The organism is Agromyces laixinhei (assembly GCF_006337065.1).
Taxonomy (GTDB): domain Bacteria; phylum Actinomycetota; class Actinomycetes; order Actinomycetales; family Microbacteriaceae; genus Agromyces; species Agromyces laixinhei.
Genome location: NZ_CP040872.1, coordinates 2,645,982 through 2,670,045, shown reverse-complemented (window position 1 = coordinate 2,670,045; position 24,064 = coordinate 2,645,982). Strand labels below are relative to the sequence as shown.

Here is a 24,064-nt window from a genome sequence, read left to right as displayed (position 1 = left end):
TCGGAGCATGACCTTCGATGCGAACGACGCCGCGGGAGGCGCCGACGGGATCCGCCGCGAGATCCTCACCTGGGATGAGTTCGGTGAGGCGGCGCGCTCGCTCGCGAGCGACGTGCTCCGGTCTGGCTTCCAGCCCGACGTCGTGATCGCCATCGCCCGTGGCGGACTGCTGATCGCCGGCGCGATCGCGTACGCCCTCGGCACCAAGGCGTGCGGCTCGATCAACGTCGAGTTCTATACGGGCATCGACGAGCGGCTGCCCGAGCCCGTGCTGCATCCGCCGATGCTCGATGCGCCCGCGCTCGCCGGCAAGCGAGTGCTGCTCGTCGACGACGTCTCCGACTCGGGACGCACCCTCGCGAAGGTGCTCGCCCTGCTCACCGACGAAGGCGCCGAGGTGCGCACCGCGACGCTCTACACGAAATCGCACACCGTGCTCGCGCCCGACTTCGACTACCGCCGCACCGATGACTGGATCGTCTTCCCCTGGTCGGCGCTGCCGCCCGTCGAGGTCGCAGAGGGCGCAGCATGAGCGTGCACCTCTTGGGCGGCCGGGCGGCCACCGCAGAGGACCTCGCGTTGTACGCGCCGTTCGTCGCCGAGGCCGCCGCTCGGGGCAACGCAGCCGGCCGAGCCCGGCCGCGCATCGCCGTGATCTCGTTGCACCCCGAGGCGCACGAGAAGGCCGCGGAACTCGCAGGCCTCCTGACGGCGGTCGACGGCGATGGGATCGACGTGCACGCGACCGCAGGGCGGCCCGGTCAGCCGGTCGCGCTCAGCGCGATCGCCGACGTCGACGGCATCGCCGTCGGTGGCGGCTTCGTCGAAGAGGTGCGTGCCGGACTCGAACCGCTGTTCGGCGAGCTGCGCCGACAGGTCGCCGATGGGGTGCCCTACCTCGGCGTCTCGGCCGGCGCGATGGTCGCGGCGGAGGGCTCGCTCGGGAGCGGTTCGCGCATCGGCGGCGTGCTCGTGGCACCGGAGGAGCCGGCGGCCGACGGATCGGCGGAGCCGGGGCAGGAGCTCGAGATCGAGTCCGGGATCGGCTTGGTCGACGTCGCCATCGAGGTGCACGTCGCTCAGCGCGGCATGCTCTCCCGACTGGTCGCCGCCGTCGAATCCGGGCTCATCAGCGGCGGTCTCGGCATCGACGAACGCACGGCGTTGATCGTCGGCGACGGCCGTCTCAGCGCCGTGGGCACGGGCAGCGTCTGGCGAGTCCTGCCGACCGAGGGCGGCGTGCTGGTCTCCACGATCGGCGTCTGAGTGCCGCGGCCGATCCCGCTCCACGAGCTCGACGAGCTCGTGGCAGCCGGGCGCCTCGATGCCGGCTGGGCCGGGTCGCTCGCCGCGGTCACCTCCGACCTCGCCGAGCTCGACGGATTCCTTCAGGCCGAGATCGCCGCCGGGCGGGGGTACCTTCCGGCCCGCGAGCACGTGCTGCGCGCGTTCCGGGCGCCGCTCGCCGAGGTGCGCGTGCTCGTCGTCGGTCAGGACCCGTACCCCACGCCGGGGCATCCGATCGGCCTCGCGTTCGCGGTCGACCGGCATGTGCGCCCGCTGCCGCGGAGCCTCGCCAACATCTCGCGCGAGCTCGTCGACGACCTCGGCGCGCCTGCCCTGCCCCACGGCGACCTCACGCCGTGGAGCAGGAACGGGGTCATGCTGCTGAACCGTGTGCTGACGGTCGGGCCCGGTGCATCGGGCTCGCACCGCGGCCGGGGCTGGGAACAGGTCACCGACCACGCGATCCGCACGCTCGTCGCGCGCGACACACCCCTCGTGGCGATACTCTGGGGGCGCGACGCGCAGCGTCTGCGGCCGCTGTTCGGCGACGTGCCGGTCATCGAATCGGCGCACCCGAGCCCGCTCTCCGCGTCGCGGGGGTTCTTCGGGTCGAGGCCCTTCAGCCGCGCGAACGCCCTGCTCGAGTCACAGGGCGCGGCGCCGGTCGAGTGGGATCTGCCGGCGTGACCGGCCCGGCGCCGCCCGCGTAACCGGGCGGCAACATGCCGCGGGTACCCTTGGCCGCATGCTCGAAGAGGAATACCAGGAGCGCCGTGTGCTGCCCCGGCACCTGCGGAAGGCCGTGCCGGCCGAGACCCCGTTCGAGTACGCGATTCGAGACGCCCGCGCGACCGATCTGCCGGCGGTGCGCGAGATCTACAACCACTACGTGGCCAACTCCACCGTCACCTTCGACGAAGACGCCATGACGCTTCGCGAGTGGAGGACGAAGTTCGCCTACCTCGACCGCCTCGGCATGCCGTTCATCGTCGCCGAGTCACCGAGAGGTCAGCTGCTCGGCTACGCGCTCGTGTCGCCGTGGAAGCAGAAGCGCGCCTACCGGTTCACGGTCGAGAACTCGATCTACCTCGGGCCCGCGGCCTCCGGCAAGGGGCTCGGCCGCGTGCTGCTCACCGAACTCATCGAGCGGTCGAAGGCGGCGGGCCTCAAGGAGATGATCGCGGTCATCGCCGATCAGGGGGCCGAGGCCTCGATCGCGCTGCATGAGAAGTTCGGTTTCGTCGAGATCGGACGCATGGGCAGGGTCGGCTTCAAGTTCGATCGCTGGCTCGGCACCGTGCTCATGCAGCGGTCGCTGAAGTAGGCGAGCGGATGCCTCGGGCTCAGACGACGGCGAGCTCGACCTCTGCGGCCAGCACTGCGAGCAGCGCGGAGGCGAGCCCCGTGGCGAGGAGGAGGCCGGGGTGCGCGAGGCCGATCACGATCCGTCGCAGCCGCGGGCGGGCCGAGAACATCGCATCGGGCACCTCGCTCGTGGCGGGGGCTTCGCTCCAGCCGCGCAATCGTGCGAGGAACCATGAGCAACGCACGATGAGCGCGGCCCAGAGCACCGTCACGGCGACGGGGGTGAGGGCAGCGAGCACCTCGAAGCCGATGCCGGTCAGTTCCTCTTCGTTGCCCTCGGCAGCGAGCTGGATCGACGTGGAGATCGCAGCGCCCAGCACGACCGATCCCGACCACGCGATGAACGCCGCGACGAGCGCGAGGTACCGCGAGAAGAAGTGACCGAACACCGAGGTGCGGTGCGCGAGGTGGTCGCGCGGCGTCGCTCGCAACACGACGATCGTCGCGACGAGGCTCGGCCCGACGAGGGCCGCGACGAGCAGCGACCACGCCCAGGTGGGCCAGTCGAGGAAGGCCGCGACGACGATGCCGGCGCCGAAGAGCGCCGCCCAGGCGCCGCCCCAGGCGAGCGGATGCCTCGTGATGGATGTTCCGAGCAGCATGGCCCAACGATAGCGGCGTCGGAACACGCGCCGCCGTAGGCTCGAAGTCATGACGTCGCTGCATGATCACACCGCGTTCGAGCTGCACCAGATGCTGCAGCGAGGCGAGGTCACCCCCGTCGAACTGGCCGAGCACTACCTCGCCCGCATCGAACGGCTGAACCCCGAGGTCGGCGCGTTCGCGGCCGTGACACCCGATGCCGCGATCGAGCGGGCGCGCCGGGTGACCGCAGAGGTGCCGAAGACGGCGCCGCTGTGGGGGCTTCCGCTCGCAGACAAAGACCTGCACCTCCGCGCCGGCGTGCCGGCCCGGTTCGGCTCCCGTGCATTCACCGACTTCGTTCCGGATGCCTCAGACGAACTCGTGCAGGCGGTCGACACGGCAGGCGCGGTCAGCCTCGGCAAATCGCAGGCACCGGAGTTCGGACTGCCCTCCTACACCGAAGGGGTGGGCGTGCCGCCCACCCGCAACCCGTGGAACCTCTCGCTCGGCGCCGGCGGCTCGAGCGGGGGCGCGGCTGCGGCCGTGGCATCCGGAATGCTGCCCTTCGCACCCGGATCCGACGGCGGCGGTTCGATCCGCATCCCGGCCGCCTCGTGCGGGCTCGTGGGGGTCAAGCCCTCGCGCGGGCGTGTGTCGGCGGGCTCGGGCCTGACCGGCCTGGCAGGACTCGGCGTGTCGGGGCCGCTCGCCCGCACGGTCGCCGATGCCGCGCTGCTTCTCGACGGCCTCATCGCACCGTCGGGGTACCCTGCGGCGCACCGTTTCGCAGTACGAGCGCCGGGCGACGACGGGCCGTACCTCGGCGCGGCGATGCGCCACGAGGGCCGCTTTCAGCTCGGGGTCATGACCGACTCGCCGTGGGATGAGTCCTACGACATCGTGATCGACCCCGAGGCGCGCTCGGCGCTCGACGTCGCCATCGAGTCACTCGAGGCGCTCGGTCACGGCCTGGAGGCGATGGCGCCCGAGCCAGAGCCCGGGTATCCCGAGGCGTTCCGCACGATCTGGCAAGCCGGTGCCGCGACGATTCCCGTCGACGGCGAACGTGAAGCGCTGCTCGAACCGCTGACCCGCTGGCTGCTCGCACGCGGCCGTGCGCTGCCGGCGCGGCAGCTCGCCGAGGCGCTCGCGTGGCTGACGGGCTTCGAGGAGCGGATCATTCGCCGGTTCGCCGCATACGACGCCGTGCTCACGCCCGCACTCGCACTCACACCGCGGCCGGTCGGTTGGTACGACGCCGACGACGGCGAGCGCAACTTCGCACAGCAGGTGCAGTTCACGCCGTTCACCTCCTTCGTGAACGTCGCGGGCCTGCCGGCGATCACGGTGCCCGTCTCGGAGACCGACGGCGGCGTGCCGATGGGCGTGCAGCTCATCGGCCGCCCGGGCGGGGAGGCGACCCTCTTCGCGATCGCCGCGCAGCTCGAAGGACGCGTGCGGCGGAGCCGGCGACATCCAGAGCTCTGGTGACCGGGTGTGACGCCGAGATTGACGAAGTTAGGTAAGCCTCACCTATAGTTGAATCCATGCTCGGTCTCGGCCTCACCCTCTCCTACGACGGCGCCCCCGTGGTGCACGGAGCGGAGATCCACCTCGAACCGGGCAAGGTGACCGCGCTCGTCGGTCCCAACGGCAGCGGCAAGTCGACGCTGCTGCGGGCTCTCGCCCGACTGCATCGGCCCGACGCCGGCCGCGTGCTCCTCGCCGCCGACGACGGCCACACGATCAGCGATGGGTCGTTCGGCACCCCGCCCGGCGACGTGCTCGAGCACGGCATCGACGCCGCCACGCTGAACGGCCGCGAGTTCGCGCGGCGCGTGACCCTGCTGGCGCAGAGCCGGCCGACGCCCGGCGGCATCACGGTGCGCGAACTCGTCGAGTTCGGGCGGCACCCGCACCGTGGTCGGTGGATCGCCGGCGATGCCGACGGCGCCGGAATCGTCGCCCGGGCCATGGAGCTCACGGGGATCGAGGCGTTCGCCGAGCAGCCGGTCGATCGGCTCTCCGGCGGTCAGCTGCAACGCGTGTGGCTCGCGTCGTGCCTCGCCCAAGACACGAGCGTGCTCCTCCTCGACGAACCGACGACCTTTCTCGACCTGCGCTATCAGGTCGAACTCCTCGACCTGATCCGCGAGCTCGCCGACGAGCACGGGGTCACGATCGGCGTCGTGCTCCACGACCTCGATCAGGCCGCCGCCGTCGCCGACCGCGTCGTGCTGCTCGAGACCGGCCGCGTCCGCGCCGTCGGAACGCCGGGCGAGGTGCTCGTCTCCGATGTGCTGAGTTCGGCGTACGGCATCCGCGTCGAGGTCGAGGTCGACGACCGCGGCTGCATCACGACCTGTCCTGTCGGCCGCTACAACACGCGCCAACGCGCCGAGCGGCTCGTCGTCGCCGAGCGGTAGCGCCCGGCACCTGCCGAACCATCCACCCCTCGCGCGGCACCGCTGTGCCTGTGCACCGATCGAAGGACACCATGAGAACCGCTTCCCGTACCCGGCCGACCATCGCCCTGACCGCCATCGCCGCGGCATCCGTACTGCTCCTGACCGGCTGCGGAACGACTGAAGAGGCCGGCGCGGCGAGCGGCGAGGCCGCCATCGTCATCACCGACGACCGCGGCGAGTCCGTCGAGCTCGCGGCACCGGCCGAGAAGGTCGTCGCGCTCGAATGGAACACCGCAGAGAACCTCGTCGCGCTGGGCGTCATGCCGGTCGGCGTCGCCGACACCGAGGGGTATGGCGACTGGGTGAAGGCCGAGGCGCTCGACGACTCCGTGAAGGATGTCGGCGATCGGGGTGAACCCTCGGTGGACGCCATCGCGGGGCTCGCGCCCGACCTCGTGTTGACCACGACCGATCTGTCGGAGTCCGTGATCGCCCAGATCGAGGAGTTCGCGCCCGTGATGGTCGTGCGCGGCGCCGACGCCTCGAACCCCATCGGCCAGATGGAGTCGAACCTCGAGCGCATCGCGACCGCGACCGGTCACGAGGCCGAGGGCGAGGATCTTCTCTCCGGCTTCCATGAGAATCTCGCCGACGGCAAGTCGGAGCTCGAGGCCGCCGGGCTCTCGGGCGCCCCGTTCATGATGAGCGACTCCTGGGCAACCGGCGGCCAGGTCTCCATCCGTCCCTTCGCCGAGGGTGCCCTGCTGACGGCGGTCACCGAGGAACTCGGTCTCGAGAACGTGTGGACGGGCGAGGGCGACGCCGACTACGGCCTCGGTTCGATCGATGTCGAGGGCCTCACATCGGTCGGCGACGTCGAGTTCCTCTACATCGCGAACGGCGAGACCGATGCGTACCAGAACGAGCTCGCCGGCAATGCCGTCTGGCTTTCCCTGCCCTTCGTGCAGAGCGGCAACGTGCACCGTCTGCCCGACGGCATCTGGATGTTCGGCGGTCCCTCGTCGATGAACGACTACATCGATGCGGTCGTCACCACTCTTGCCGGCTGAATCGCCGCCCCTGGCAGACGAGTCGGCGCTCCTGCCCGCCGAGCAGGCCGACGGCGCGACCCCCGCGCGAGGCGCTCGGCCCCGCCTCGGCGGGGTGCTCCTCGTCGCCCTGGGGCTCGTCGCGGCGGCGTTGCTCGCTGCGGTGCACGTGACACAGGGATCGGCGGATGTCGGCCTGCAGGAGTTGCTCGGGCTGCTCACGGGCGCGTCCGAAGACCAGGCGAGCGCGGTGCTCCTCGCTTCGCGAATGCCGCGCCTCGCCGCGGGGGTGCTCGTCGGCGTCGCCCTCGGCGTCGCGGGCCTCGTGATGCAGAGCATCTCGCGGAACGTGCTCGCCTCGCCCGACACCCTCGCCGTCAACGCCGGTTCGTACCTCGCCGTCGTCGCGGTCGCGGCGTTCGGCCTCGCGCTGCCGTTCGCGGGAGGCGGCGTCGTCGCGTTCGTCGGCGGCCTCGCTGCGGCCGGCCTCGTGCTCGCCCTCTCGGCCGGCGGCGGCCGAGGCGGCGGCACCGTGCGTCTCGTGCTGGCGGGTTCGGCGCTCGCGCTCGCGCTCACCGCGCTCACGACGATGCTGCTGTTGCTCTTCCCCGAGCGCACCGAGGGGCTCTACGCCTGGGGTGTCGGCAACCTCGCCCAGATCGGCATGGGCCCCGTGCTCGAGCTCGGCCCCGTCGTCGTCGTCGCCGTGGCCGCGCTCTTCCTCTTCGCCCGTCGGTTCGACCTCATCGCGCTCGGCGACGACACGGCAACGGTGCTCGGCGTGCCGGTGCGTCGCACCCGGTTCATCGGCCTCGTGATCGCGGTGCTGCTCTCTGCGGCCGCGGTCACCGTTGCCGGGCCGATCGGGTTCGTCGGCCTCGCCGCCCCCGCGATCGTGCGTCTCATCGCCGTGCGCGTGCCCGGCATGGCGAAGCATGTGCTCCTCATCCCCGCTGCGGCGGTCATGGGCGTCATCGTCGTACTCGGTGCCGACGTGCTGCTGCGCCTCGCGTTCGGCGGGCAGGCCGCGGTCGAGGTACCCACCGGCGTCGTCACCACGATCTTCGGTGCGGTGTTCCTCGTCGCGCTCGCCCTCCGTGCGCGCGCCTCCTCCGAGAGCGGCACGGGGTTCGTCATCGGCACCGGGCTCTCGCGCCGCGGGCGTGTGCTCGTCATCGCGGCATCCGTGGTGCTGCTCATCGTGCTCGCCTTCGTGTCGCTCCTCCTCGGCGATGCCAAGATGCTCGGCGGCGACGTGCTCAACTGGGTGACCGGACAGGCGGGGCCCCTCGTCGAATTCGTCATGAACACCCGCGCGCCTCGCGTCGCCGCGGCGATACTCGCCGGTGCCGCGCTCGCGCTCGCGGGCACCGTCGTGCAGGCCGTCTCGCGCAACCCGCTCGCTGAACCCGCGATCCTCGGCGTCACCGGCGGTGCCGGCGTCGGCGCCGTGCTCGTCATCACCTTCTGGCCGCTCGCCACGTTCCTCGGCGTGACGGTCGGCGGCCTCGCGGGTGCTGCCCTCGCCGCGATCATCGTCTTCGGTCTCGCGATGCGCGGCGGGCTCGCCTCGACGCGGCTCATCCTGATCGGTCTCGGCGTGTCGGCCGCCGCCGCCGCAGTCACCTCGATGCTCATCATCGCGACCGACCCGTACAACGCGGCGAAGGCGCTCACCTGGATGTCGGGCTCGACGTACGGGCGCACCTTCCCGCAGCTGATCCCGCTCGTGATCGTGATCCTCGTGGCCGTGCCGTTGCTCGTCTCGGCGCGCCGCGAACTCGATCTGCTTGCGTTCGACGACGACACCCCGCGAGTGCTCGGGGTGAGGCTCGGTTCGGCGAGGCTCGGCCTGCTCGTCGTCAGCGTCGCCCTCACCGCCGCCGCAGTCGCCGCGGTCGGCGTGATCGGCTTCGTCGGCCTCGTGGCACCGCACGCGGCGCGAGCGCTCGTCGGCTCCCGCCACGCCCTCGTGCTGCCGCTCGCGGCGCTCCTCGGCGCGTTGCTCGTCTGCGTCGCCGACACCCTCGGCCGCACCGTCATCGCGCCGGCCCAGTTGCCCGCCGGTCTGCTGACTGCGATCGTCGGCGCCCCCTACTTCGTCTGGCTGCTGTGGCGTTCGCGCCGGAGCGACTGACGGCCGGCCCCCAGACGCCGGCCACCACCCGACCGTCCGTCCGACAGGAGAGAAATCGCATGGCCAAGCCCGGATACCGAGTGTTCGACACCCAGGTCGCCGAGATCAGGTGGATGTCGCCGCACTTCGTGCGCGTGACGTTCCGCTCCGACGATCTGCGTGAGCTCGGGTGGGACGGCCCCGACCAGCGCATCAAGGTCGTGCTGCCGCTCGCGGCGAGCGGATACGACGAGGTGCCACGCGAGGGCGACTGGTACTCGGCGTGGCGCTCGCTGCCCGACGACCGGCGCAACCCGATCCGCACCTACACGATCCGGGCCGCCCGCCCGGCGGCGGGCGAACTCGACGTCGACTTCGTCGGGCACGGAGACGGCGGCCCTGCCTCGCGGTGGATCGGCGCCGCACAGATCGGCGACCGCATGCTCGTCATCGCGCCCGATGCAACGAGTGAAGACGAGTCCGGCGGTTGGGAGTGGCGCCCCGGCGCCGCCCGCACGCTGCTCATCGCGGGTGACGAGACCGCGGTGCCGGCCGTCGGCGCGATCCTCGAGCAGTTGCCCGCCGATGCGCGGGGCGCGGTGTTCCTCGAGGTGCCGGAGGCCGGCGACGCGCTGGAGCTCCAGGCCCCGGCCGGAGTCTCGGTGCAGTGGCTGCCGCGTGCCGAAGCGGGCGGTTCGGCAGGAGTGGGGGTGCAGGCATCAGCGGGCGGCCCGGCATCATCGGGAGGCGCAGCAGGCGAGACGGGCTTCGGCGCCTGCCTCGTCGCCGCGGTCACCGCGTGGGCCGATGCGTGGGTCGAGGCCGACCCTGTTGCTGCCGCAGTGCCGGCCGCACCTGCGACGATTGCGGCCGCACCTGCTTCGAGCGAGCTCCCGAAGCTCGACGACGACGACATCCTCTGGGAAGTGCCGGACGCGGCCGACGACGGCGGGCTCTACGCGTGGCTGGCCGGCGAGGCCACCGCGATCACGACGCTCCGCCGACACCTCGTGAAGGGGCTGGGCATCGACCGCCGCCGGGTCGCCTTCATGGGGTACTGGAAGCTCGGCCGCGCCGAAGGGTAGGCGGCCGAGTGGGAGCGGGTTGGGAGCGTGTTCGCCGAGTGGGCAGGTAGCCGCCGGCCTCCAGGCCCGCCTCGATCTCGAAGCGGTTCTTCAGCGGGTTGCGTCCGGCGATCAGGTAGAGCAGCGGGAAGAGCATGCCGTACCGCAGCCATTGCGCCTTGTGCACGGCTTCGTGACCGAGCACGCGCTCACCGGTGTTGTGGTTCGTGAGGTAGCAGCCGCCGACGCATGAGCCGCCTCGGCCGAACGTCCACTTCGGCATGCCGGTGAAGATGACGAGCCCGTGGCGGCGCTCGATGGGGCCGGTGCTCCAGATGAAGCCCCACGTGAAGCCGACGGCAGTCGCCCACCAGTATCCGATCCGGCTGATGGGCGAGTCGGTCAGGCGGATGCGGATCGTGCGGTCGTCGGTGCGACCCGGCCGGAGGGCGCTCACGCTGCGGCCTCGGGCACGGCATCCGAAGCGACATCCGCTGCCGCTGGTCTCCCGAGCGCCTCGAGCAGCCGCAACCAGACCTCGCTCATCGTGGGGAAGGCCGGTACGGCGTGCCAGAGCCGATCGATCGGCACCTCGCCGACGATCGCGATGGTCGCCGAATGCACGAGCTCGGCGACGTCCTGTCCGACGAAGGTCGCGCCGATGACGGTGTTCCGCTCGGCGTCGACGATGAGCCTCGCCTGCCCCTCGTATCCGTCGGCGACGATGCCCGCGCCGCTGACCGAGGCGAACGACACGTCGGCAACGCGCACGCGCCGGCCGTCACGCTCGGCCTCTGCCACGGTGCATCCGACCGAGACCGCCTCGGGCTCGGCGAACACGACCTGCGGTATGGCCGAGTGGTCGGCCGTCGCGACGTGCGCGCCCCACGGTTCCGTGTGCTCGGCGCGGCCGAGGGCGCGCGCTGCGACGAGATCGCCCGTCGCCCGCGCCTGGTACTTGCCCTGGTGGGTGAGTAGAGCCCAGTGGTTCAGGTCGCCAACGGCGTAGAGCCACGGGCGCGCTTCGTTGTCGTCGGCGCCCGTGGCGAGCATCGTGTCGTCGACGGCGACCCAGGCGCCCGGTTCGAGCCCGACCGTCTCGAGTCCGAGCCGATCGCTGCGGGGCCGTCGCCCGGTGGCCACGAGCACCTCGTCGGCCGTGACGGTCTCGCCGCCCGCGAGTGTCACCACGACCTCGCCGGACGCGATGCGATCGACGCGTTCGATCTGCGCGCCGAGTCGTACGGATGCCCCGAGCTCGCGAAGCCCTTTCGCGACGGCCTCGCCGGCGAACGGCTCCATTCCGCCGAGCAGGCCGCTGCGGGCCAGCACGACGACGTCGGTGCCGAAACCCGCGAACGCCGTCGCCATCTCGACTGCCGTGACGCCGCCGCCGATGACGGCGATCCTGGCCGGCGGTTCGGTGACGCTCGTGGCCTCGCGGCTCGTCCACGGCGCCGCTTCGGCGAGTCCGGCGATCGGCGGAATGAACGAGTCGGTGCCGGTCGCGACGATGACCGCGTGGCGGGCGGCGTATGCGACCTCCTCGTCGCCCGGCCGTTCGACGACCACTCGCCGCACGCCGTCGAGTCGACCGTGTCCGCGTTCGATCCCGACGCCGATGCTCTCGAGCCAGTCGGCGCCGCCCTGGTCGCTCCAGTCCGAGACCCAGTAGTCGCGCCGGGCGAGCACGGCCTGCACATCGAGACGTCCGGTGACGGCCTGTTCCGCTCCGCCGACGCGCTGAGCGGCGCGGAGGGCTGCAGCGCTCCGCAGCAGCGTCTTGGACGGGATGCACGCCCAGTAGGAGCATTCACCGCCCAGAAGCTCTCGCTCCACGAGCACGACCTCCAATCCGGCCGCGCGTGCCCGATCCGCCGCGTTCTCCCCGACCGGCCCGCCGCCGATGACGATGACGTCGACTTCGCGTTCCATCCCGCTCCCTCCTGCCCGCGGCAGGTGCCGACGGCCTGCCGTCCAGCCTAGGCAGTCGGCGCGGCGTTGCCGGAAGTGAGCGCGCCGACCAGGCGCAGGATCGTCGGCAGGTCGTCGGCGGCGGTCTGCGCCGATGCCGGCGCGAATCCGGCGATCGCCGCACCCGCGAGGGGGAAGCGTGCTGCAACTGCGCGCACGAGCGCGATGAGCTCGGCGGCGCCGATGCCGAAGGGCATCGGGTACGACAGCCCCGCGAGCGCCGAGGGGTCGAGCACGTCGAGGTCGATGTGGATGAACACGTGCGAGGCGCCGGTCGCCTCGAGGGCTGAGATCACGAGCGAGGGGTCGGAGAGGTCTTCGACGGTGAGCGTCGCCACGCCGTGGGCGTCGATGAAGCGGCGCTCCTCGTCGTCGATCGCACGGATGCCGCCGAGCACGAGTCGTTCGGGTGCAACCCGTGCCTCGGGGTCGAGGGCGAGCCCTTCGGCACCCTCGCCGGCGATGGCCCGCAGCGTCATGCCGCCGAACCCGCCGGACGGCGAGGTTTCGGGGGTGTTCAGATCGGGGTGAGCGTCGAGCCAGAGCACCGCGAGACCGCCGGCGGCGCGGGCAGAGGCGTGGCCGACCGAGGCGAGCGAGGCTCCGCAGTCGCCGCCGATGGTGAGCGCCCAGTCGGGAACACGGGAGAGGGCTTCGGCGGTGCGCTCGCGCACCCGCACGAGCGTGCTGTACCGCTGAACTCCGGTGCCGAGCGACTCCCCGGCCTCGACCGGAACCTCGATGACGATGGTCGAGGTGCTCGGGAGGTCGCCGAGGATGGCGTCGGCGCCGTCCGCATGACTCATGGCGCGGGAGGAGACGGATCCCTGCCAGAGCGGGACCACCACGAATGTTGCGGGCATGTTCTCAAGTATCGCGCGCCCCGGGGCATCCGCGCCTGTGCGTCTGGGCCGATTCCGTGTGGCGGGCGGACTCTGCAGTTCGGGCCTGTCGAGACCTTCGAAGGCAAGACAGGCCCGACCTGAGCAGGTCAGCCGCCGATGGCGCCCTGGCTCGTGCCGCCGGCCTTCAGCGCCGCGAGTCGGGCGTCGACCTCGGTGAGCTCTCCGAGGTCGTCGAGCTCGTTGAACTGCGCGTCGAGGCTCGACGCGGCGAGCTCGGCCTGACCGCGAACGACGGCCTCCTCGCGGCGGATCTTGTCTTCGAAGCGGCCGATCTCGCTGGTCGGGTCGAGGATGTCGATCGACTTGACGGCGTCGTGCACCTGCTTCTGCGCCTCGGCCGACTTGGCGCGGGCGACGAGCTCGGAGCGCTTGTTCTTCAGCTGAACGAGCTTCTCCTTCATGCCGTTGAGGCCGTCCTTCAGCTTGTCGACGACCTCGGTCTGCGCGGCGATCTGCGGTTCGGCCGCCTTCGCCTCGTTCTCGGACGAGATCTGGCGACTGAGGGCGACCTTGGCGAGGTTGTCGAACTTGTCGGCTCCGGAGGCGTCGCCGGCCGCGCGCATCTCGTCGCCCTTCCGGCTCGCCGCGATGGCCTTCTCGCCCCACTCGCGCGCAGCTTCGGCGTCTTCGCGGTGGTCGTCTTCGAGCAGACGCAGGTTGCCGATGGTCTCGGCGATCGCGGCTTCGGCCTCGGCGATCGCGTTCGTGAAGTCGCGCACCATCTGGTCGAGCATCAGCTGCGGGTCTTCAGCCTGGTCGATGAGGTTGTTGATGTTGGCTCGCACGAGCTGCGAGATCCGTCCGAAGATGGACTGTTTCGTCATGGTGGTTCCCTTTCATGGTGTTCGAGTTCGGTCGTGGTCGGTCGTGGTCGGTCGTGTGGCAGCGGTCAACGGTGCGTCGGGCGGGTCAGAAGCGTCCCCCGCTCCCGCGCCGCGAACGGGTCGCGGCACCGCCGAAGCTTCCGGCGGAGCGGCCGCCGCCGAAGCCACCCGAGGAGCGGCCGCCGCCGAAGCCACCCGAGGAACGGCCGCCACCGCCGAAGACCGAATTGATGAGGATGCCGCCGAGCACCGCGCCGAGCATGTCGTTGCCGCCCGATCCTCCGCCCGTGCCGCCGTAGCCACCGGCCATGCCGCCCATGCCGCCGCCGAACCCGCCGACGTCGCGCTGGGCGAGCGACATGGCCTCGGCTGCGAGCCGTTCCGCGCGCTGCGCCGAGGCAAGGGCTGCGGCAGCGTCGGTCGTTGCGGACGCCTGCGCCTCGACGAGGAGTCGCCCGGCCTCGGCGAGTCTGGTGCGCGCCTCCGCGCCGATCGCTCCGCGGCGGGCGACGAGGTAATCCTCGGCCGCCTGCACCTGCGCTCTGGCCGTCATGAGCGAACGGCTGAGCTGCGCCTGCGCGCGGGAGGCGCGTTCCGCGGCATCCTGCACGTTCCGGATCATCGCGTCGATCTCGGCGTCGACGCGCTCGAGCCTCGCACGCAGTTCCATCGGATCCCGGCCCGGCGCGGCGATCGCGGCGCGGAGAGCCGCCACTTCCGCGGCCACCCGGTCGGCGGTCGCCGCGGCATCCGCATTCTGCAGCCCACGTGCGGTTGCGACATCGCGATCGAGGTCGCCGACGCCTGTGGTCACGGCCGCATCCGCGGCCTCGAGGTCGGCGGCGAGCCGATCGACGGCCGCCGTCAGCAGTGTGGTCTGGTCGACGGATTCCTCGGCTGCGCGGATACCGACCGCTGCCTGTGCGGTATCGCCTGCGGCGGCGTCCGCACTCGCGGCCGCGAGCGCCTCGCGGGTGAAGCCGATGCGCGACCGCGCTTCGGTCACGTTGTCGATGATCGGCGCGATGCTGGAAGCCGCGTACTGGGTGCCGAGCGCTGCGAGTCGCTGCTCGGCGGGCTCGAGGGTGGCTTCGGCAGCAACGGCCACCGCCTGCACTCGGGCGAGTTGGGCGGGCACGTCGCGTTCGAGGGCCCGCAGTTCGTCGAACCGTTCGACCTGCTCGTCGAGGAGTGCATCGGCTTCACCCGTGAGCCGCAGGATGCCGCCGTACCACTCGCGGCGCTGTTCGTCGGAGTCGGGCGTGGCGTCGTCGAGTTGCTGTTGCAGGGTGAACGCCTCAGCCACCCTCGCCTTCGCCGTGTCGAGCGCCGCACGGAACGACTCGGTCGCGTCCTTGCCGTAAGAGGCGACGGCGAAGCCGAGCTCCTCTTCACTCGTCTTCACCGCGTCGTCGACCTGCACGAGGGCGCTGCCCGCCTGACGGCGCAGCTCTTCGATCGAGGGGAGCGGCACCTGACCGGCGCCGGCGTCGCCCGACTTCTTCTTCTTGCGCCGGGCCAGCACGACCGCGATGACCACGACGACGGCCGCGGCGATCACGATGAACCACACGAAGCCCCAGCCGCTGCCTCCGGAATCGCCGGCGATGGCATCGGCGCCGGCGATCGCCGCGCCCGCCCAATCGCCGTCGCGGAGCTTCGGCTCGATGACACGCTGCGCGATCCGGTCGAGCTCGCCGTCGGAGAGCGAGGCGTCGCCCGCCGCCGACAGATGGTAGGCGCCGCCGTCGACGGCCACGGCGAGCAGGTAGTCGTCGCTGCCCATGTTGTTCGCGACGGCCGTCTCGTCGGCCCACTCCGTCGCCGAAGCGGGGTTCGTGAACGTCGAGACGTAGGTCACGAAGAGTTGACGACCGCTGCGGTCGGCCGCGGACTCGAGCGCCGCGACGACCCCGTCGGTGTCGGCCCCGAGCGCCCCGACGCTGTCGACGACGGGGGAGGAGGTGAACGTGACGGGATCTTCAGCCCATGCGAGCCCGGCCGCGCCGGTACCGATCACCGCTCCGGTGACGATCGCGAGCGCCGCGGACCACTTGCGTACTACGCGCATGCACCAGCGCCTTTCCCCGACCGACAGACGAGTTCGAGTCTATGGGGCGGGCGCGTGCGTCGTCCACGATCGACCGGCCACGAGGAGACTGCACGACATGCGTCTCCGTACCTATCGTCGGCGTATCGAAAATCGGATACGGGCCGGCAACACCGCGCTCCATTGACTGGGATGCATGAGCCACAGCGCACCACCACGAACCGCGGAGGCCGCGCCGGCGTACGCGTCCTCCGCACTCGCCCCGGCACGTGGAATCACCTTCTACGGATGCGGCCGGGACGAGGCCGACCAGTTGCGAGCGATGGCGCCGCGCTTCGGCGTGCTGCCGACCATCATCGAGGCAGCGATATCCGAAGCCAATATCGAATCGGCGACCGGAAACCGATGCATCAGCATCGGCCACAAGACACGCCTCACGAATGCCATGCTGCGTGCACTCAGCACGGCCGGCGTGGGCTACATCTCGACGAGGAGCATCGGGTACGACCACCTCGACGTGAACTATGCGGCGAGCGTCGGAGTCGCCGTCGGCAATGTCGCCTACTCGCCCGACAGCGTCGCGGACTACACGCTGATGCTGATGCTGATGGCCGTGCGCCATGCGAAGTCCGTCCTCCGCCGTACCGATGCGCATGACTACCGATTGGGCGAGATCCGAGGGAGGGAACTGCGCGACCTGACCGTCGGGGTGGTCGGAACGGGACGCATCGGCGGAGCCGTCATCGACCGGCTGGGCGGTTTCGGCTGCCGCGTTCTGGCCCACGACCGCCGCGCGTATACCTCCGCCGACCACGTTCCGCTCAGCGAACTGCTGCGGCGGAGCGACATCGTGACGCTGCACACCCCGCTGACCGCAGCCACGCACCATCTGCTCGACCGTCGACGCATCGACGAGATGAAGCAGGGCGCGTTCGTCGTCAACACCGGCCGCGGGCCGCTTCTCGATACCGAAGCCCTGCTTGCGGCGTTGGAGCGCGGCAGCCTGGGCGGTGCGGCGCTCGACGTCCTCGAAGGAGAGGAAGGGATCTTCTACACCGACCGCCGGAACGCGCCCATCGAGAACTCGACGCTGCTGCAACTGCAGAGGCTGCCGAACGTGCTCATCAGCCCCCACTCCGCGTTCTTCACCGACCGAGCACTGAGCGACACCATCGAGAACAGCCTCATCAACTGCCTGAGATTCGAAAGCGAGACACCGCATGGATAGGTCGAGAGTCGGCATCCTCTTCGGGGGAACTTCCGAAGAACACCTCGTCTCAGTCAAGTCTGCGCAAGAGGTCGCGAAGCACCTCGACATCGAGACGTACGAGCCGTACTGGATCGGCATACGGTCGAGCGGAGAGTGGCTGCTCTGCGACAGTCCTGAGCCGGGATGGGAGGAATCCGGCCGCCCCGTCGTGCTGTCACCCGACCGAAGCACCCACGGCCTGCTGGTCGTGAACGATGGCCGCGTCGAGGCGGTCAGGCTGGACGTCGTGCTTCCAGTCCTGCACGGCAGGCTCGGCGAGGACGGCGCCATGCAGGGGCTGTTGGAGTTGTCCGGCATCCCGTACGTCGGCTGCGACATCCAGAGCTCCGCCCTGTGCATGGACAAGTCCCTCGCCTACACCGTCGTGCGAAGCGCGGGAATCGCCACACCGAAGTTCTGGATCGTGACGCCTGACGACACGGTCGACCCCGACCAGCTCAGTTACCCCGTCTTCGTGAAGCCGGCCCGTTCAGGTTCGTCGTTCGGCGTGAGCAAGGTCACCCGAGGCGATGAGCTGCCGAGCGCGCTGGAGACCGCACGGCAGTTCGACTCGAAGGTATTGGTCGAGGAGGCGGTGGACGGTAGAGAGGTCGGATGCGCGATCGTGGGCAACGATCCGGACCTGACCGCGGGCGAGGTGGATCGCGTCGCCCTGTCGCATGGCTTCTTCAGGATCCACCAGGAGGACTCACCCGAGACCGGTTCGGAGAACTCGTCGTTCATCGTTCCCGCTGACATTTCCGAGGAAGCCCGTCGGCTCGTGCAGGAGACCGCGAAGACCGTCTATCGCACCCTGGGCTGCACCGGACTCGCCCGCGTGGACATGTTCCTCACGGATGACGGGCAGGTGGTCCTGAACGAGGTCAACACGCTGCCGGGTCTGACGTCGTACAGCCGCTACCCCAGGATGATGACCGCGGCGGGACTGCCGCTCTCCGAGGTCATCGAACGGCTCGTGTCGCTGGCGTTGCAGGGGGCGGAGCGATGATCGACGACTTCGTGTTCGTGGATGAACTGGTGCCCGGAGTGCGCTGGGATGCCAAGTACGCGACCTGGGACAACTTCACCGGCAAGCCGGTGGACGGCTATTCGGCCAATCGAATCGTCGGTACGACGGCGCTGTGCGAAGCCCTGAGACGAGCGCAGGAGAGCGCCGCGTCGCTGGGCTTCGGCCTGCTGCTGTGGGACGGCTACCGCCCCCAGCGCGCCGTGGACTGCTTCATGCAGTGGTCGAGGCAGCCCGAGGACGGTCGGAAGAAGCCGCGACACTACCCGAACATCGACAGATCGGAGATGTTCGAGAAGGGATACGTGGCAGCCAAGTCGGGTCACAGTCGAGGCGGCACCGTCGATCTGTCGCTCTTCGACCTCGTGACCGGCGAACTCGCCCACATGGGCGGGGACCATGACCTGATGGATCCGATCTCACATCATGGAGCAGACGGGATCACGGAAGCCGAGGCGGCGAACCGCCGGAATCTGAGCTCCATCATGGAGAGCGCCGGCTTCGATCGGTACGAGTGCGAGTGGTGGCACTACACGCTGAGGAACGAACCCTTCCCCGACACCTACTTCGACTTCCCCGTCACGCCGGCCGCTCGAGCTCGGTCGGCCGGACTGAGTGCGGGGCTGATGCGGTAGCCGACACCTGGCACCGTGGCGATGAGCCAGGGTTCCCCGAGGCGCTTGCGCAGGGCGGAGACCGTGATGCGTACGGCGTTGGTGAAGGGGTCGGCGTTCTCGTCCCAGGCCCGTTCCAGGAGCTCTTCGGCGCTGATGACTCCGCCGTCGGCGGCCATGAGGACTTCGAGCACGGCGAACTGCTTGCGGGTGAGCGCGACGTACCGCCCGTCTCGGTACACCTCGCGGCGGAACGGGTCCAGCCGCAGGCCGGCGAGCTCTCGCACCGGCGGCCTGTTGTGGGCACGTCTGCGGTCAAGCGCCCTGAGGCGCAGCACGAGTTCCTGCAACGCGAACGGCTTGGTGAGGTAGTCGTCGGCACCGAGCTCGAAACCGGAAGTCTTGTCGTCCAACCGGTCGGCGGCGGTGAGCATCAGGATCGGCATACCGCTGCCGGAAGCGATGATGCGCTCGGCGACCTCATCGCCGGAGGGCCCGGGAATGTCGCGATCGAGGACGGCGATGTCGTAGGAGTTGATGCTCAACAACTCCAGGGCAGTGTCGCCGTCACCGGCGATGTCTGCGGCGATCGCTTCCAGGCGCAGTCCATCGCGGACGGCCTCCGCCATGAAGACCTCGTCCTCGACCACCAGTACGCGCATGCTTCAAGGGTACGGGTCGGTGCATATCGTCGGCGTAAGGAAATCCGCAGACGAACCGGCAACACGATGCCGCACTCGACCCAACGTGCCCCCGGAGGGATTCGAACCCCCGACCTACGGTACCGGAAACCGGCGCTCTATCCCCTGAGCTACGGAGGCGCACAGCTAGAGACATTACCACTTCGCGCACCCGTTCCCGACCCCGACGGCACCGGAAAGCCGCCTCAGGAGAGGCTGAGCCTGGCGACGGTTCCGAGCAGCTCGTCGCGCACCTTCGCGGTGAGGAAGGCTCGCGCGCCGTGCAGTACCGGGTCGTGATCGAGGTGCGTCGCGACGACCTCGGGGTACCACCTGCTGATGCGACGGATGCCCCGCTCCACCGCCTCGGCGAGGGGCCGTCCTCCGACGATCGCAGTCGGGCCGGCGAGTACGAGCCTGCCCGGATCGAGCGTCGCGAGCAGCGGGAGCGACAGGTGGGCGACGCGTTCGCCGAGGTCCTCGAAGATCGCCGCCCGCTCGGGACTCGCCGCGATCGCCTCGAGCATCGCGCGGTGGTCGTCGGCGGCGAGCCCGTGCGCGACCGCGATGCGGCGCACCGCAAGGGCACCGGCGAGGTCCTGGCTCGTGACGGCGTGCTCGTCGAGTGCCTGGGCCGCGGCCGAGAGGGGCAGGAACCCGATCTCGCCGGCGCCGCCGAAGCTGCCACGGTGGAGGTCGCCCGCCACGTCGAAGGACGCGCCGACGCCGTTGCCGAGCCAGAGCAGCGCGAACACGTCACGGCCCTCGCCCGCGCCGGACTCGCGTTCGGCGATCGCCGCGAGGTTCACGTCGTTCTCGATGTAGACCGCGACGCCGAGCTCGGTCTCGAGGGTGCGGCGGAGTCCGGTGATCGGCCAGCCGGGCAGGGTCTCACTGAAGAGCGTGCCGTCGTCGTGGGGATCGACATAGCCGGCCGTGCCGATGCAGACGGTGTGCACGACGGAAGGGTCGGTGCCTGCGGCCGCGCTCGCGTCGCGGATCGCCGCGGCGACCTCTCGCACCGCGTCGCGCTCGGCGGCGTCGCGCGGGAACACGATGCGCACCATGGGCCGTTCACTGCCCGCGGCGTCGACGACGCAGGCGCGGAGCTCGTCGGCCTCGATCGCGATCGCGACGGCGAGCGGCCGGTCGGTGCGTGCGGCGTAGAGCGTGGCGCTCCGGCCGGGATTTCCGGCGACCTGCCCGCGCTCCTCGACGACGCCGGCCGCGATCAGGCGGGTCATCATCATCGACGCGGTCGGCTTCGAGACGCCGACGAGCTCGCAGATGCGATTGCGGGTGAGCGGGCCGTGGTCGAGCAGGGCGGAGAGTCCGACCCGATCGTTGACGGCGCCGAGCCACGACGGGGTGCCGTGCGATGCCTTCATGGTCGCAGCGCCGTGATCATGCCGGGGGAAGGTTGCCGAGCACATCGGCGACGAGCTGGCCGGCGTCGCCGGGTTCGAAGAGCACGGGGGAGGCGATCACGATCCAGTAGGGGCCGGTGAAGATCTGGGCGGCGCCCGTGCCGCTGGTCTGGCGGAAGTATCCCTCGACCGCGGGAGGAGTGCCATACGTCGGGACGGCGGTCGAACCCACGGCCGCCTCGTTCTTGTGTGCGAGCAGTGCCGCGGGCGACGGAGTCGAGACGGCGACCTCGATGATCTCGCCGCTCGTCTGGTTCATCCAGCCGCAGGCGGTGCCGTCTTCCTCCACGACGGCGACGACGTGCTCGCCCTTCGGCGAGTAGTCGGGCGCAGTGCCGAAGTTGGGGTTGAACGCATAGAGCTGATCGGCGGTCACCAGTGCGTCGCACTCGATGGCGAACGGCACGGTCGGCTCTGCGGTCTCAGTGGGCTCGGGGGAGGCGGAGCTGTCCGGTGCCTCGCTCGCCTGCGGCGGGGCCGTCGAATTCTCCGGCGCCGCGGCCTCGCCGGTGCATCCGCTCAGGAGCATCACGGATGCCGCGGCCACGAGTGCGACGGTGACGGCGGGACGGACGCGGAAGGGGTGGGGCGAGCGCAGCATGTGACGAACCTTATCAATGGCGGCGGGTAGGATTTACTGGTGACTCCCGCCGATCTTTCGCTCGCTCTGTACGACCTCGTGCTCGCCCTCGTCGAGCGACGTCGTGCCGAGGGCGAGGAGGTCGTGTTCGAGCTGACGGCGGCCGAGGTCGTGCTCGAGCGTCCGAAGAACCGCGAGCACGGCGATTGGGCCTCGAACCTCGCGATGCGCGTGGCGAAGCCGCTGAGTCGCAGCCCCCGCGACCTCGCGACCGAGCTCGCCGCCGGGCTCACCGGTGTCGACGGCGTCGCGAGCGCCGAGGTCGCCGGACCCGGCTTCATCAACATCCGCCTCGAGGCCGCAGCCGCCGGCGCTCTCGCCAAGACGATCGTCGAGGCAGGCCCTGACTACGGTCGCAGCGACTCGCTCTCGGGCAGCGTCATCAACCTCGAGTTCGTCTCGGCGAACCCCACGGGCCCGCTGCACATCGGGCACAGCCGCTGGGCAGCGCTCGGCGATTCGATCAGCCGGGTGCTGCGTGCGGCCGGCGCCGAGGTTGCGAACGAGTACTACATCAACGACGCCGGCAGCCAGATGGACGCGTTCGGAGCGTCGGTGCTCGCCGCGGCGAAGGGGGAGCCGACCCCCGAGGGCGGCTACCCGGGCAGCTACATCTCCGACCTCGCCGCGAGCGTGCTCGAACGCGAGCCCAAGCTGCTCGAGCTCGCCGATGACGTCGCGCTGCACACCGCGAAGGAGATCGCCTACGAGCTGCAGTTCGCCGAGATCCGCGAGTCGCTCGCCCGGTTCAACGTGCACTTCGATGTGTGGACGAGCGAACGCCGCATGCACTCGACGGGCGACGACGGGCTCAGCGACGTCGACACCGCGGTGGAGCGCCTGCGTGCCCAGGGCCACGTCTTCGAGCTCGACGACGCCGTGTGGGTGCGCACGACCGACTTCGGCGACGACAAAGACCGGGTGGTCCGCCGCAGCAACGGCGTCTACACCTACTTCGCGGCCGACGCGGCGCTGTACCTCGACAAGGGCGACCGCGGCTTCAAGCACAAGATCTACCTGCTCGGCGCCGACCACCACGGGTACGTGCACCGCCTCAAGGCGCTCGCGGGCGCCGCCGGCGACGACCCTGAGCGCGATATCGAGGTGCAGATCGGCCAGCTCGTGTCGATCAACGGTGCGAAGCTCTCGAAGCGCGCCGGAAACATCATCGAACTCGACGACCTGCAGGCCTGGCTCGGCACCGACCCGCTCCGGTACACCCTCGGCCGCTATCCCGCCGACTCGCCGTTGACGATCGACCCCGAGATCCTGCAACGCCGCACGAACGACAACCCGGTCTTCTACGTGCAGTACGCGCACGCCCGCACCTGCGCGGTCGACCGCAACGCGGCATCCGTCGGTCTCGATCGTTCGTCGTTCGCACCCGAGCTCCTGACGCACGAGACCGAGTCGGCGCTGCTCGGCGCGCTGCAGGAGTTTCCGCGCGTCGTCGCCCAGTCCGCCGAACTCCGCGAACCGCATCGAGTCGCGCGCTACATCGAGGAACTCGCCGGGCTCTACCATCGCTGGTACGACAATTGCCGCGTGCTCCCACTCGGCGAGGAGCCGATCGGCGAGATGCACCGCACGAGGCTGTGGCTGAACGACGCGACGGGCCAGGTGCTGCGCAACGGACTGGCGCTGCTCGGCGTGTCGGCACCCGAACGCATGTGACCGACCCGACCCGGAGGCACCGATGGTGAAGCACGGCGACGAGCGCGACCGGGGCGATGGCTCCGAGCGGGCGTGGTGGCGGTCGGGTGCGGACGAGCCCGAGGGCGAGCCGCAGGCGACCGACGAGGCCACGGCGGCGACCGCCGTCATGCCGGGCGACCTCACCGACGCGCGGCCGACCGAGGTCATCGCGCCGCCCGCCGCACGCAACGCCGCCGCTGCACCGGCCGAAGACCCCGCCGAGCCCCGGTCTCGCGGTCGACTCGGCCGCTCAGCCCGCATCTGGATCGTCGTGGGTGTCGTGCTCGCAGCGATCGTCGCCCTCGTCGTCGTGGCCGACGTCATCGGCCGGGGCATCGCCGAGCAGCGTGTCGCCCAGAACATCGAGGCGAACCTGCCCGAGGGCGTCGAGGGCGACGTCGACGTGCGCATCGGCGGATTCTCCGTCATCGCGCAGTACCTCTCGGGAACGATGCAGCACGTCGAGCTCTCCGCGCCCCAGCTGAGCGTCGACGGCGCACCCCTCGCCGTCGAAGTCGTCGCCGACGGACTGCCGGTCGACACGTCGTCGCCCGTGCGGCGCCTGAGCGCGACGATCACGGCCGACGAGGAGTCGGTGAACCGATTGGTCACCGTCGCCGGCGTCGAGACCGGACTCACGCTCGGCGACGGCATCGTCGGGTACGAGGGCTCCGTCGAACTGCTCGGCCTGCCCCTCACCTATCAGGTCACCGCGACCCCCACGGCCGCCGGTGACGCCGTGCTGCTCGAACCGTCCGGCGTCGAGGTCACCGCCGGGGGTGCATCGCTCGATGTGTCGGGACTCCTCGACCGACTCGTCGGCGGCACCCCGATCGAGCTGTGCATCGCCGACCGGCTGCCGGCGGGCGTGCTCCTCGAATCGGTCTCGGTCACGCCGGGCACCGCGGTCGTCGAGCTCGACGGCGACGGCCTCGTGCTCGACTCCGCGAGCCTCCAGCAGCGGGGCACCTGCGACTGACCGTGCTGACCGAACCCGAGCGCACTGCCGCCGGCGTCGATTCGGCTCGGCACGCACCCCTCGGTAGACTCGCGGTACGCCGACCCACAAGGTGGCGCGCACAGCAGGCTTCAGGAACCGATCCGG

At 70.6% G+C, this 24,064-nt stretch carries 23 protein-coding genes and 1 tRNA gene; 14 read left to right on the top strand and 10 right to left on the bottom strand.

What is annotated here, in order from left to right:
• Positions 1 to 7: 7 nt before the first annotated feature.
• The 4 genes from FHG54_RS12645 to FHG54_RS12630 are packed head-to-tail and all read left to right on the top strand — an operon-like array spanning position 8 to position 2,611.
• Positions 8 to 532, top strand: a complete 525-nt coding sequence (locus tag FHG54_RS12645) for a phosphoribosyltransferase (protein ID WP_139417587.1) — start codon at positions 8 to 10, stop codon at positions 530 to 532.
• Positions 529 to 1,266: a Type 1 glutamine amidotransferase-like domain-containing protein gene (locus FHG54_RS12640; protein WP_139417586.1), complete on the top strand. Its 738-nt coding sequence runs from the start codon at positions 529 to 531 to the stop codon at positions 1,264 to 1,266. The genes FHG54_RS12645 and FHG54_RS12640 overlap by 4 nt, the downstream gene beginning before the upstream one ends.
• Complete coding sequence (locus tag FHG54_RS12635) at positions 1,267 to 1,974, top strand: uracil-DNA glycosylase (RefSeq protein WP_233437765.1); 708 nt, start codon at positions 1,267 to 1,269, stop codon at positions 1,972 to 1,974.
• 58 nt (positions 1,975 to 2,032) lie between these two features.
• Complete coding sequence (locus FHG54_RS12630) at positions 2,033 to 2,611, top strand: GNAT family N-acetyltransferase (protein WP_168197174.1); 579 nt, start codon at positions 2,033 to 2,035, stop codon at positions 2,609 to 2,611.
• 19 nt (positions 2,612 to 2,630) lie between these two features.
• On the opposite strand, the gene FHG54_RS12625 is transcribed toward FHG54_RS12630, so the two are convergent.
• Positions 2,631 to 3,254 carry a hypothetical protein gene (locus FHG54_RS12625; protein WP_139417585.1) on the bottom strand — a complete coding sequence of 208 codons (624 nt, stop codon included), beginning with the start codon at positions 3,252 to 3,254 and terminating at the stop codon, positions 2,631 to 2,633.
• Positions 3,255 to 3,303: 49 nt separating this feature from the next.
• On the opposite strand from FHG54_RS12625, the gene FHG54_RS12620 reads away from it, so the two are divergent.
• From FHG54_RS12620 to FHG54_RS12600, 5 genes are all read left to right on the top strand, one after another.
• Positions 3,304 to 4,728, top strand: coding sequence for an amidase (locus FHG54_RS12620; RefSeq protein WP_139417584.1), 1,425 nt, complete (start codon positions 3,304 to 3,306; stop codon positions 4,726 to 4,728).
• A gap of 56 nt (positions 4,729 to 4,784) precedes the next feature.
• Positions 4,785 to 5,663 (top strand): ABC transporter ATP-binding protein, encoded by an 879-nt coding sequence (locus FHG54_RS12615; RefSeq protein ID WP_139417583.1) that lies wholly within the window; start codon positions 4,785 to 4,787, stop codon positions 5,661 to 5,663.
• Positions 5,664 to 5,734: 71 nt separating this feature from the next.
• Positions 5,735 to 6,715 (top strand): iron-siderophore ABC transporter substrate-binding protein, encoded by a 981-nt coding sequence (locus FHG54_RS12610; RefSeq protein ID WP_139417582.1) that lies wholly within the window; start codon positions 5,735 to 5,737, stop codon positions 6,713 to 6,715.
• Positions 6,687 to 8,831: an iron ABC transporter permease gene (locus FHG54_RS12605; protein ID WP_139417581.1), complete on the top strand. Its 2,145-nt coding sequence runs from the start codon at positions 6,687 to 6,689 to the stop codon at positions 8,829 to 8,831. The genes FHG54_RS12610 and FHG54_RS12605 overlap by 29 nt, the downstream gene beginning before the upstream one ends.
• A 59-nt stretch (positions 8,832 to 8,890) precedes the next feature.
• A complete protein-coding gene (locus FHG54_RS12600) occupies positions 8,891 to 9,895 on the top strand; it encodes a siderophore-interacting protein (RefSeq protein ID WP_139417580.1) in 1,005 nt (334 codons plus the stop codon).
• Here FHG54_RS12600 and FHG54_RS12595 read toward each other — a convergent pair.
• The 5 genes from FHG54_RS12595 to FHG54_RS12575 all read right to left on the bottom strand — a co-directional run bounded on the left by FHG54_RS12595 (position 9,858) and on the right by FHG54_RS12575 (position 15,648).
• Positions 9,858 to 10,331, bottom strand: a complete 474-nt coding sequence (locus FHG54_RS12595) for a Fe-S oxidoreductase (protein ID WP_233437763.1) — start codon at positions 10,329 to 10,331, stop codon at positions 9,858 to 9,860. The genes FHG54_RS12600 and FHG54_RS12595 overlap by 38 nt on opposite strands.
• A complete protein-coding gene (locus tag FHG54_RS12590) occupies positions 10,328 to 11,809 on the bottom strand; it encodes a dihydrolipoyl dehydrogenase family protein (RefSeq protein ID WP_139417579.1) in 1,482 nt (493 codons plus the stop codon). The genes FHG54_RS12595 and FHG54_RS12590 overlap by 4 nt, the downstream gene beginning before the upstream one ends.
• A 47-nt stretch (positions 11,810 to 11,856) precedes the next feature.
• The gene (locus tag FHG54_RS12585; RefSeq protein WP_139417578.1) at positions 11,857 to 12,711 is read right to left on the bottom strand and encodes an arginase family protein; all 855 of its coding nucleotides are present in this window, start codon (positions 12,709 to 12,711) and stop codon (positions 11,857 to 11,859) included.
• Between the two features lie 128 nt (positions 12,712 to 12,839).
• A complete protein-coding gene (locus FHG54_RS12580) occupies positions 12,840 to 13,577 on the bottom strand; it encodes a PspA/IM30 family protein (RefSeq protein WP_139417577.1) in 738 nt (245 codons plus the stop codon).
• 85 nt (positions 13,578 to 13,662) lie between these two features.
• Complete coding sequence (locus tag FHG54_RS12575) at positions 13,663 to 15,648, bottom strand: TPM domain-containing protein (RefSeq protein WP_139417576.1); 1,986 nt, start codon at positions 15,646 to 15,648, stop codon at positions 13,663 to 13,665.
• 175 nt (positions 15,649 to 15,823) lie between these two features.
• Here FHG54_RS12575 and FHG54_RS12570 point away from each other — a divergent pair, with 175 nt between their 5' ends.
• Genes FHG54_RS12570 through vanX form a run of 3 tightly spaced genes read left to right on the top strand, consistent with a single transcriptional unit; the run spans position 15,824 to position 18,538 of the window.
• On the top strand, positions 15,824 to 16,855 hold the full coding sequence (locus FHG54_RS12570) for a D-isomer specific 2-hydroxyacid dehydrogenase family protein (RefSeq protein WP_139417575.1): 1,032 nt from the start codon (positions 15,824 to 15,826) through the stop codon (positions 16,853 to 16,855).
• Complete coding sequence (gene vanA, locus FHG54_RS12565) at positions 16,848 to 17,885, top strand: D-alanine--(R)-lactate ligase (protein ID WP_139417574.1); 1,038 nt, start codon at positions 16,848 to 16,850, stop codon at positions 17,883 to 17,885. Before FHG54_RS12570 ends, vanA begins: the two co-directional genes overlap by 8 nt.
• A complete protein-coding gene (gene vanX / locus FHG54_RS12560) occupies positions 17,882 to 18,538 on the top strand; it encodes a D-Ala-D-Ala dipeptidase VanX (RefSeq protein WP_139417573.1) in 657 nt (218 codons plus the stop codon). Before vanA ends, vanX begins: the two co-directional genes overlap by 4 nt.
• On the opposite strand, the gene FHG54_RS12555 is transcribed toward vanX, so the two are convergent.
• From FHG54_RS12555 to FHG54_RS12540, 4 genes are all read right to left on the bottom strand, one after another.
• Complete coding sequence (locus FHG54_RS12555) at positions 18,466 to 19,179, bottom strand: response regulator transcription factor (protein WP_198165851.1); 714 nt, start codon at positions 19,177 to 19,179, stop codon at positions 18,466 to 18,468. The genes vanX and FHG54_RS12555 overlap by 73 nt on opposite strands.
• Positions 19,180 to 19,265: 86 nt before the next feature.
• Positions 19,266 to 19,338, bottom strand: a tRNA-Arg gene (locus FHG54_RS12550).
• Between the two features lie 65 nt (positions 19,339 to 19,403).
• Positions 19,404 to 20,585: an ROK family transcriptional regulator gene (locus FHG54_RS12545; protein WP_139417572.1), complete on the bottom strand. Its 1,182-nt coding sequence runs from the start codon at positions 20,583 to 20,585 to the stop codon at positions 19,404 to 19,406.
• Positions 20,586 to 20,601: 16 nt separating this feature from the next.
• A complete protein-coding gene (locus FHG54_RS12540) occupies positions 20,602 to 21,225 on the bottom strand; it encodes an iron ABC transporter ATP-binding protein (protein ID WP_139417571.1) in 624 nt (207 codons plus the stop codon).
• Positions 21,226 to 21,264: 39 nt separating this feature from the next.
• On the opposite strand from FHG54_RS12540, the gene FHG54_RS12535 reads away from it, so the two are divergent.
• Together FHG54_RS12535 and FHG54_RS12530 are read left to right on the top strand one after the other, a co-directional pair.
• Entirely contained in the window at positions 21,265 to 22,938 is a 1,674-nt protein-coding gene (locus FHG54_RS12535; protein WP_139417570.1) for an arginine--tRNA ligase, read from the top strand.
• A 22-nt stretch (positions 22,939 to 22,960) separates the two neighbouring features.
• Positions 22,961 to 23,938 (top strand): LmeA family phospholipid-binding protein, encoded by a 978-nt coding sequence (locus tag FHG54_RS12530; RefSeq protein ID WP_139417569.1) that lies wholly within the window; start codon positions 22,961 to 22,963, stop codon positions 23,936 to 23,938.
• The last annotated feature ends 126 nt before the right edge of the window (positions 23,939 to 24,064 follow it).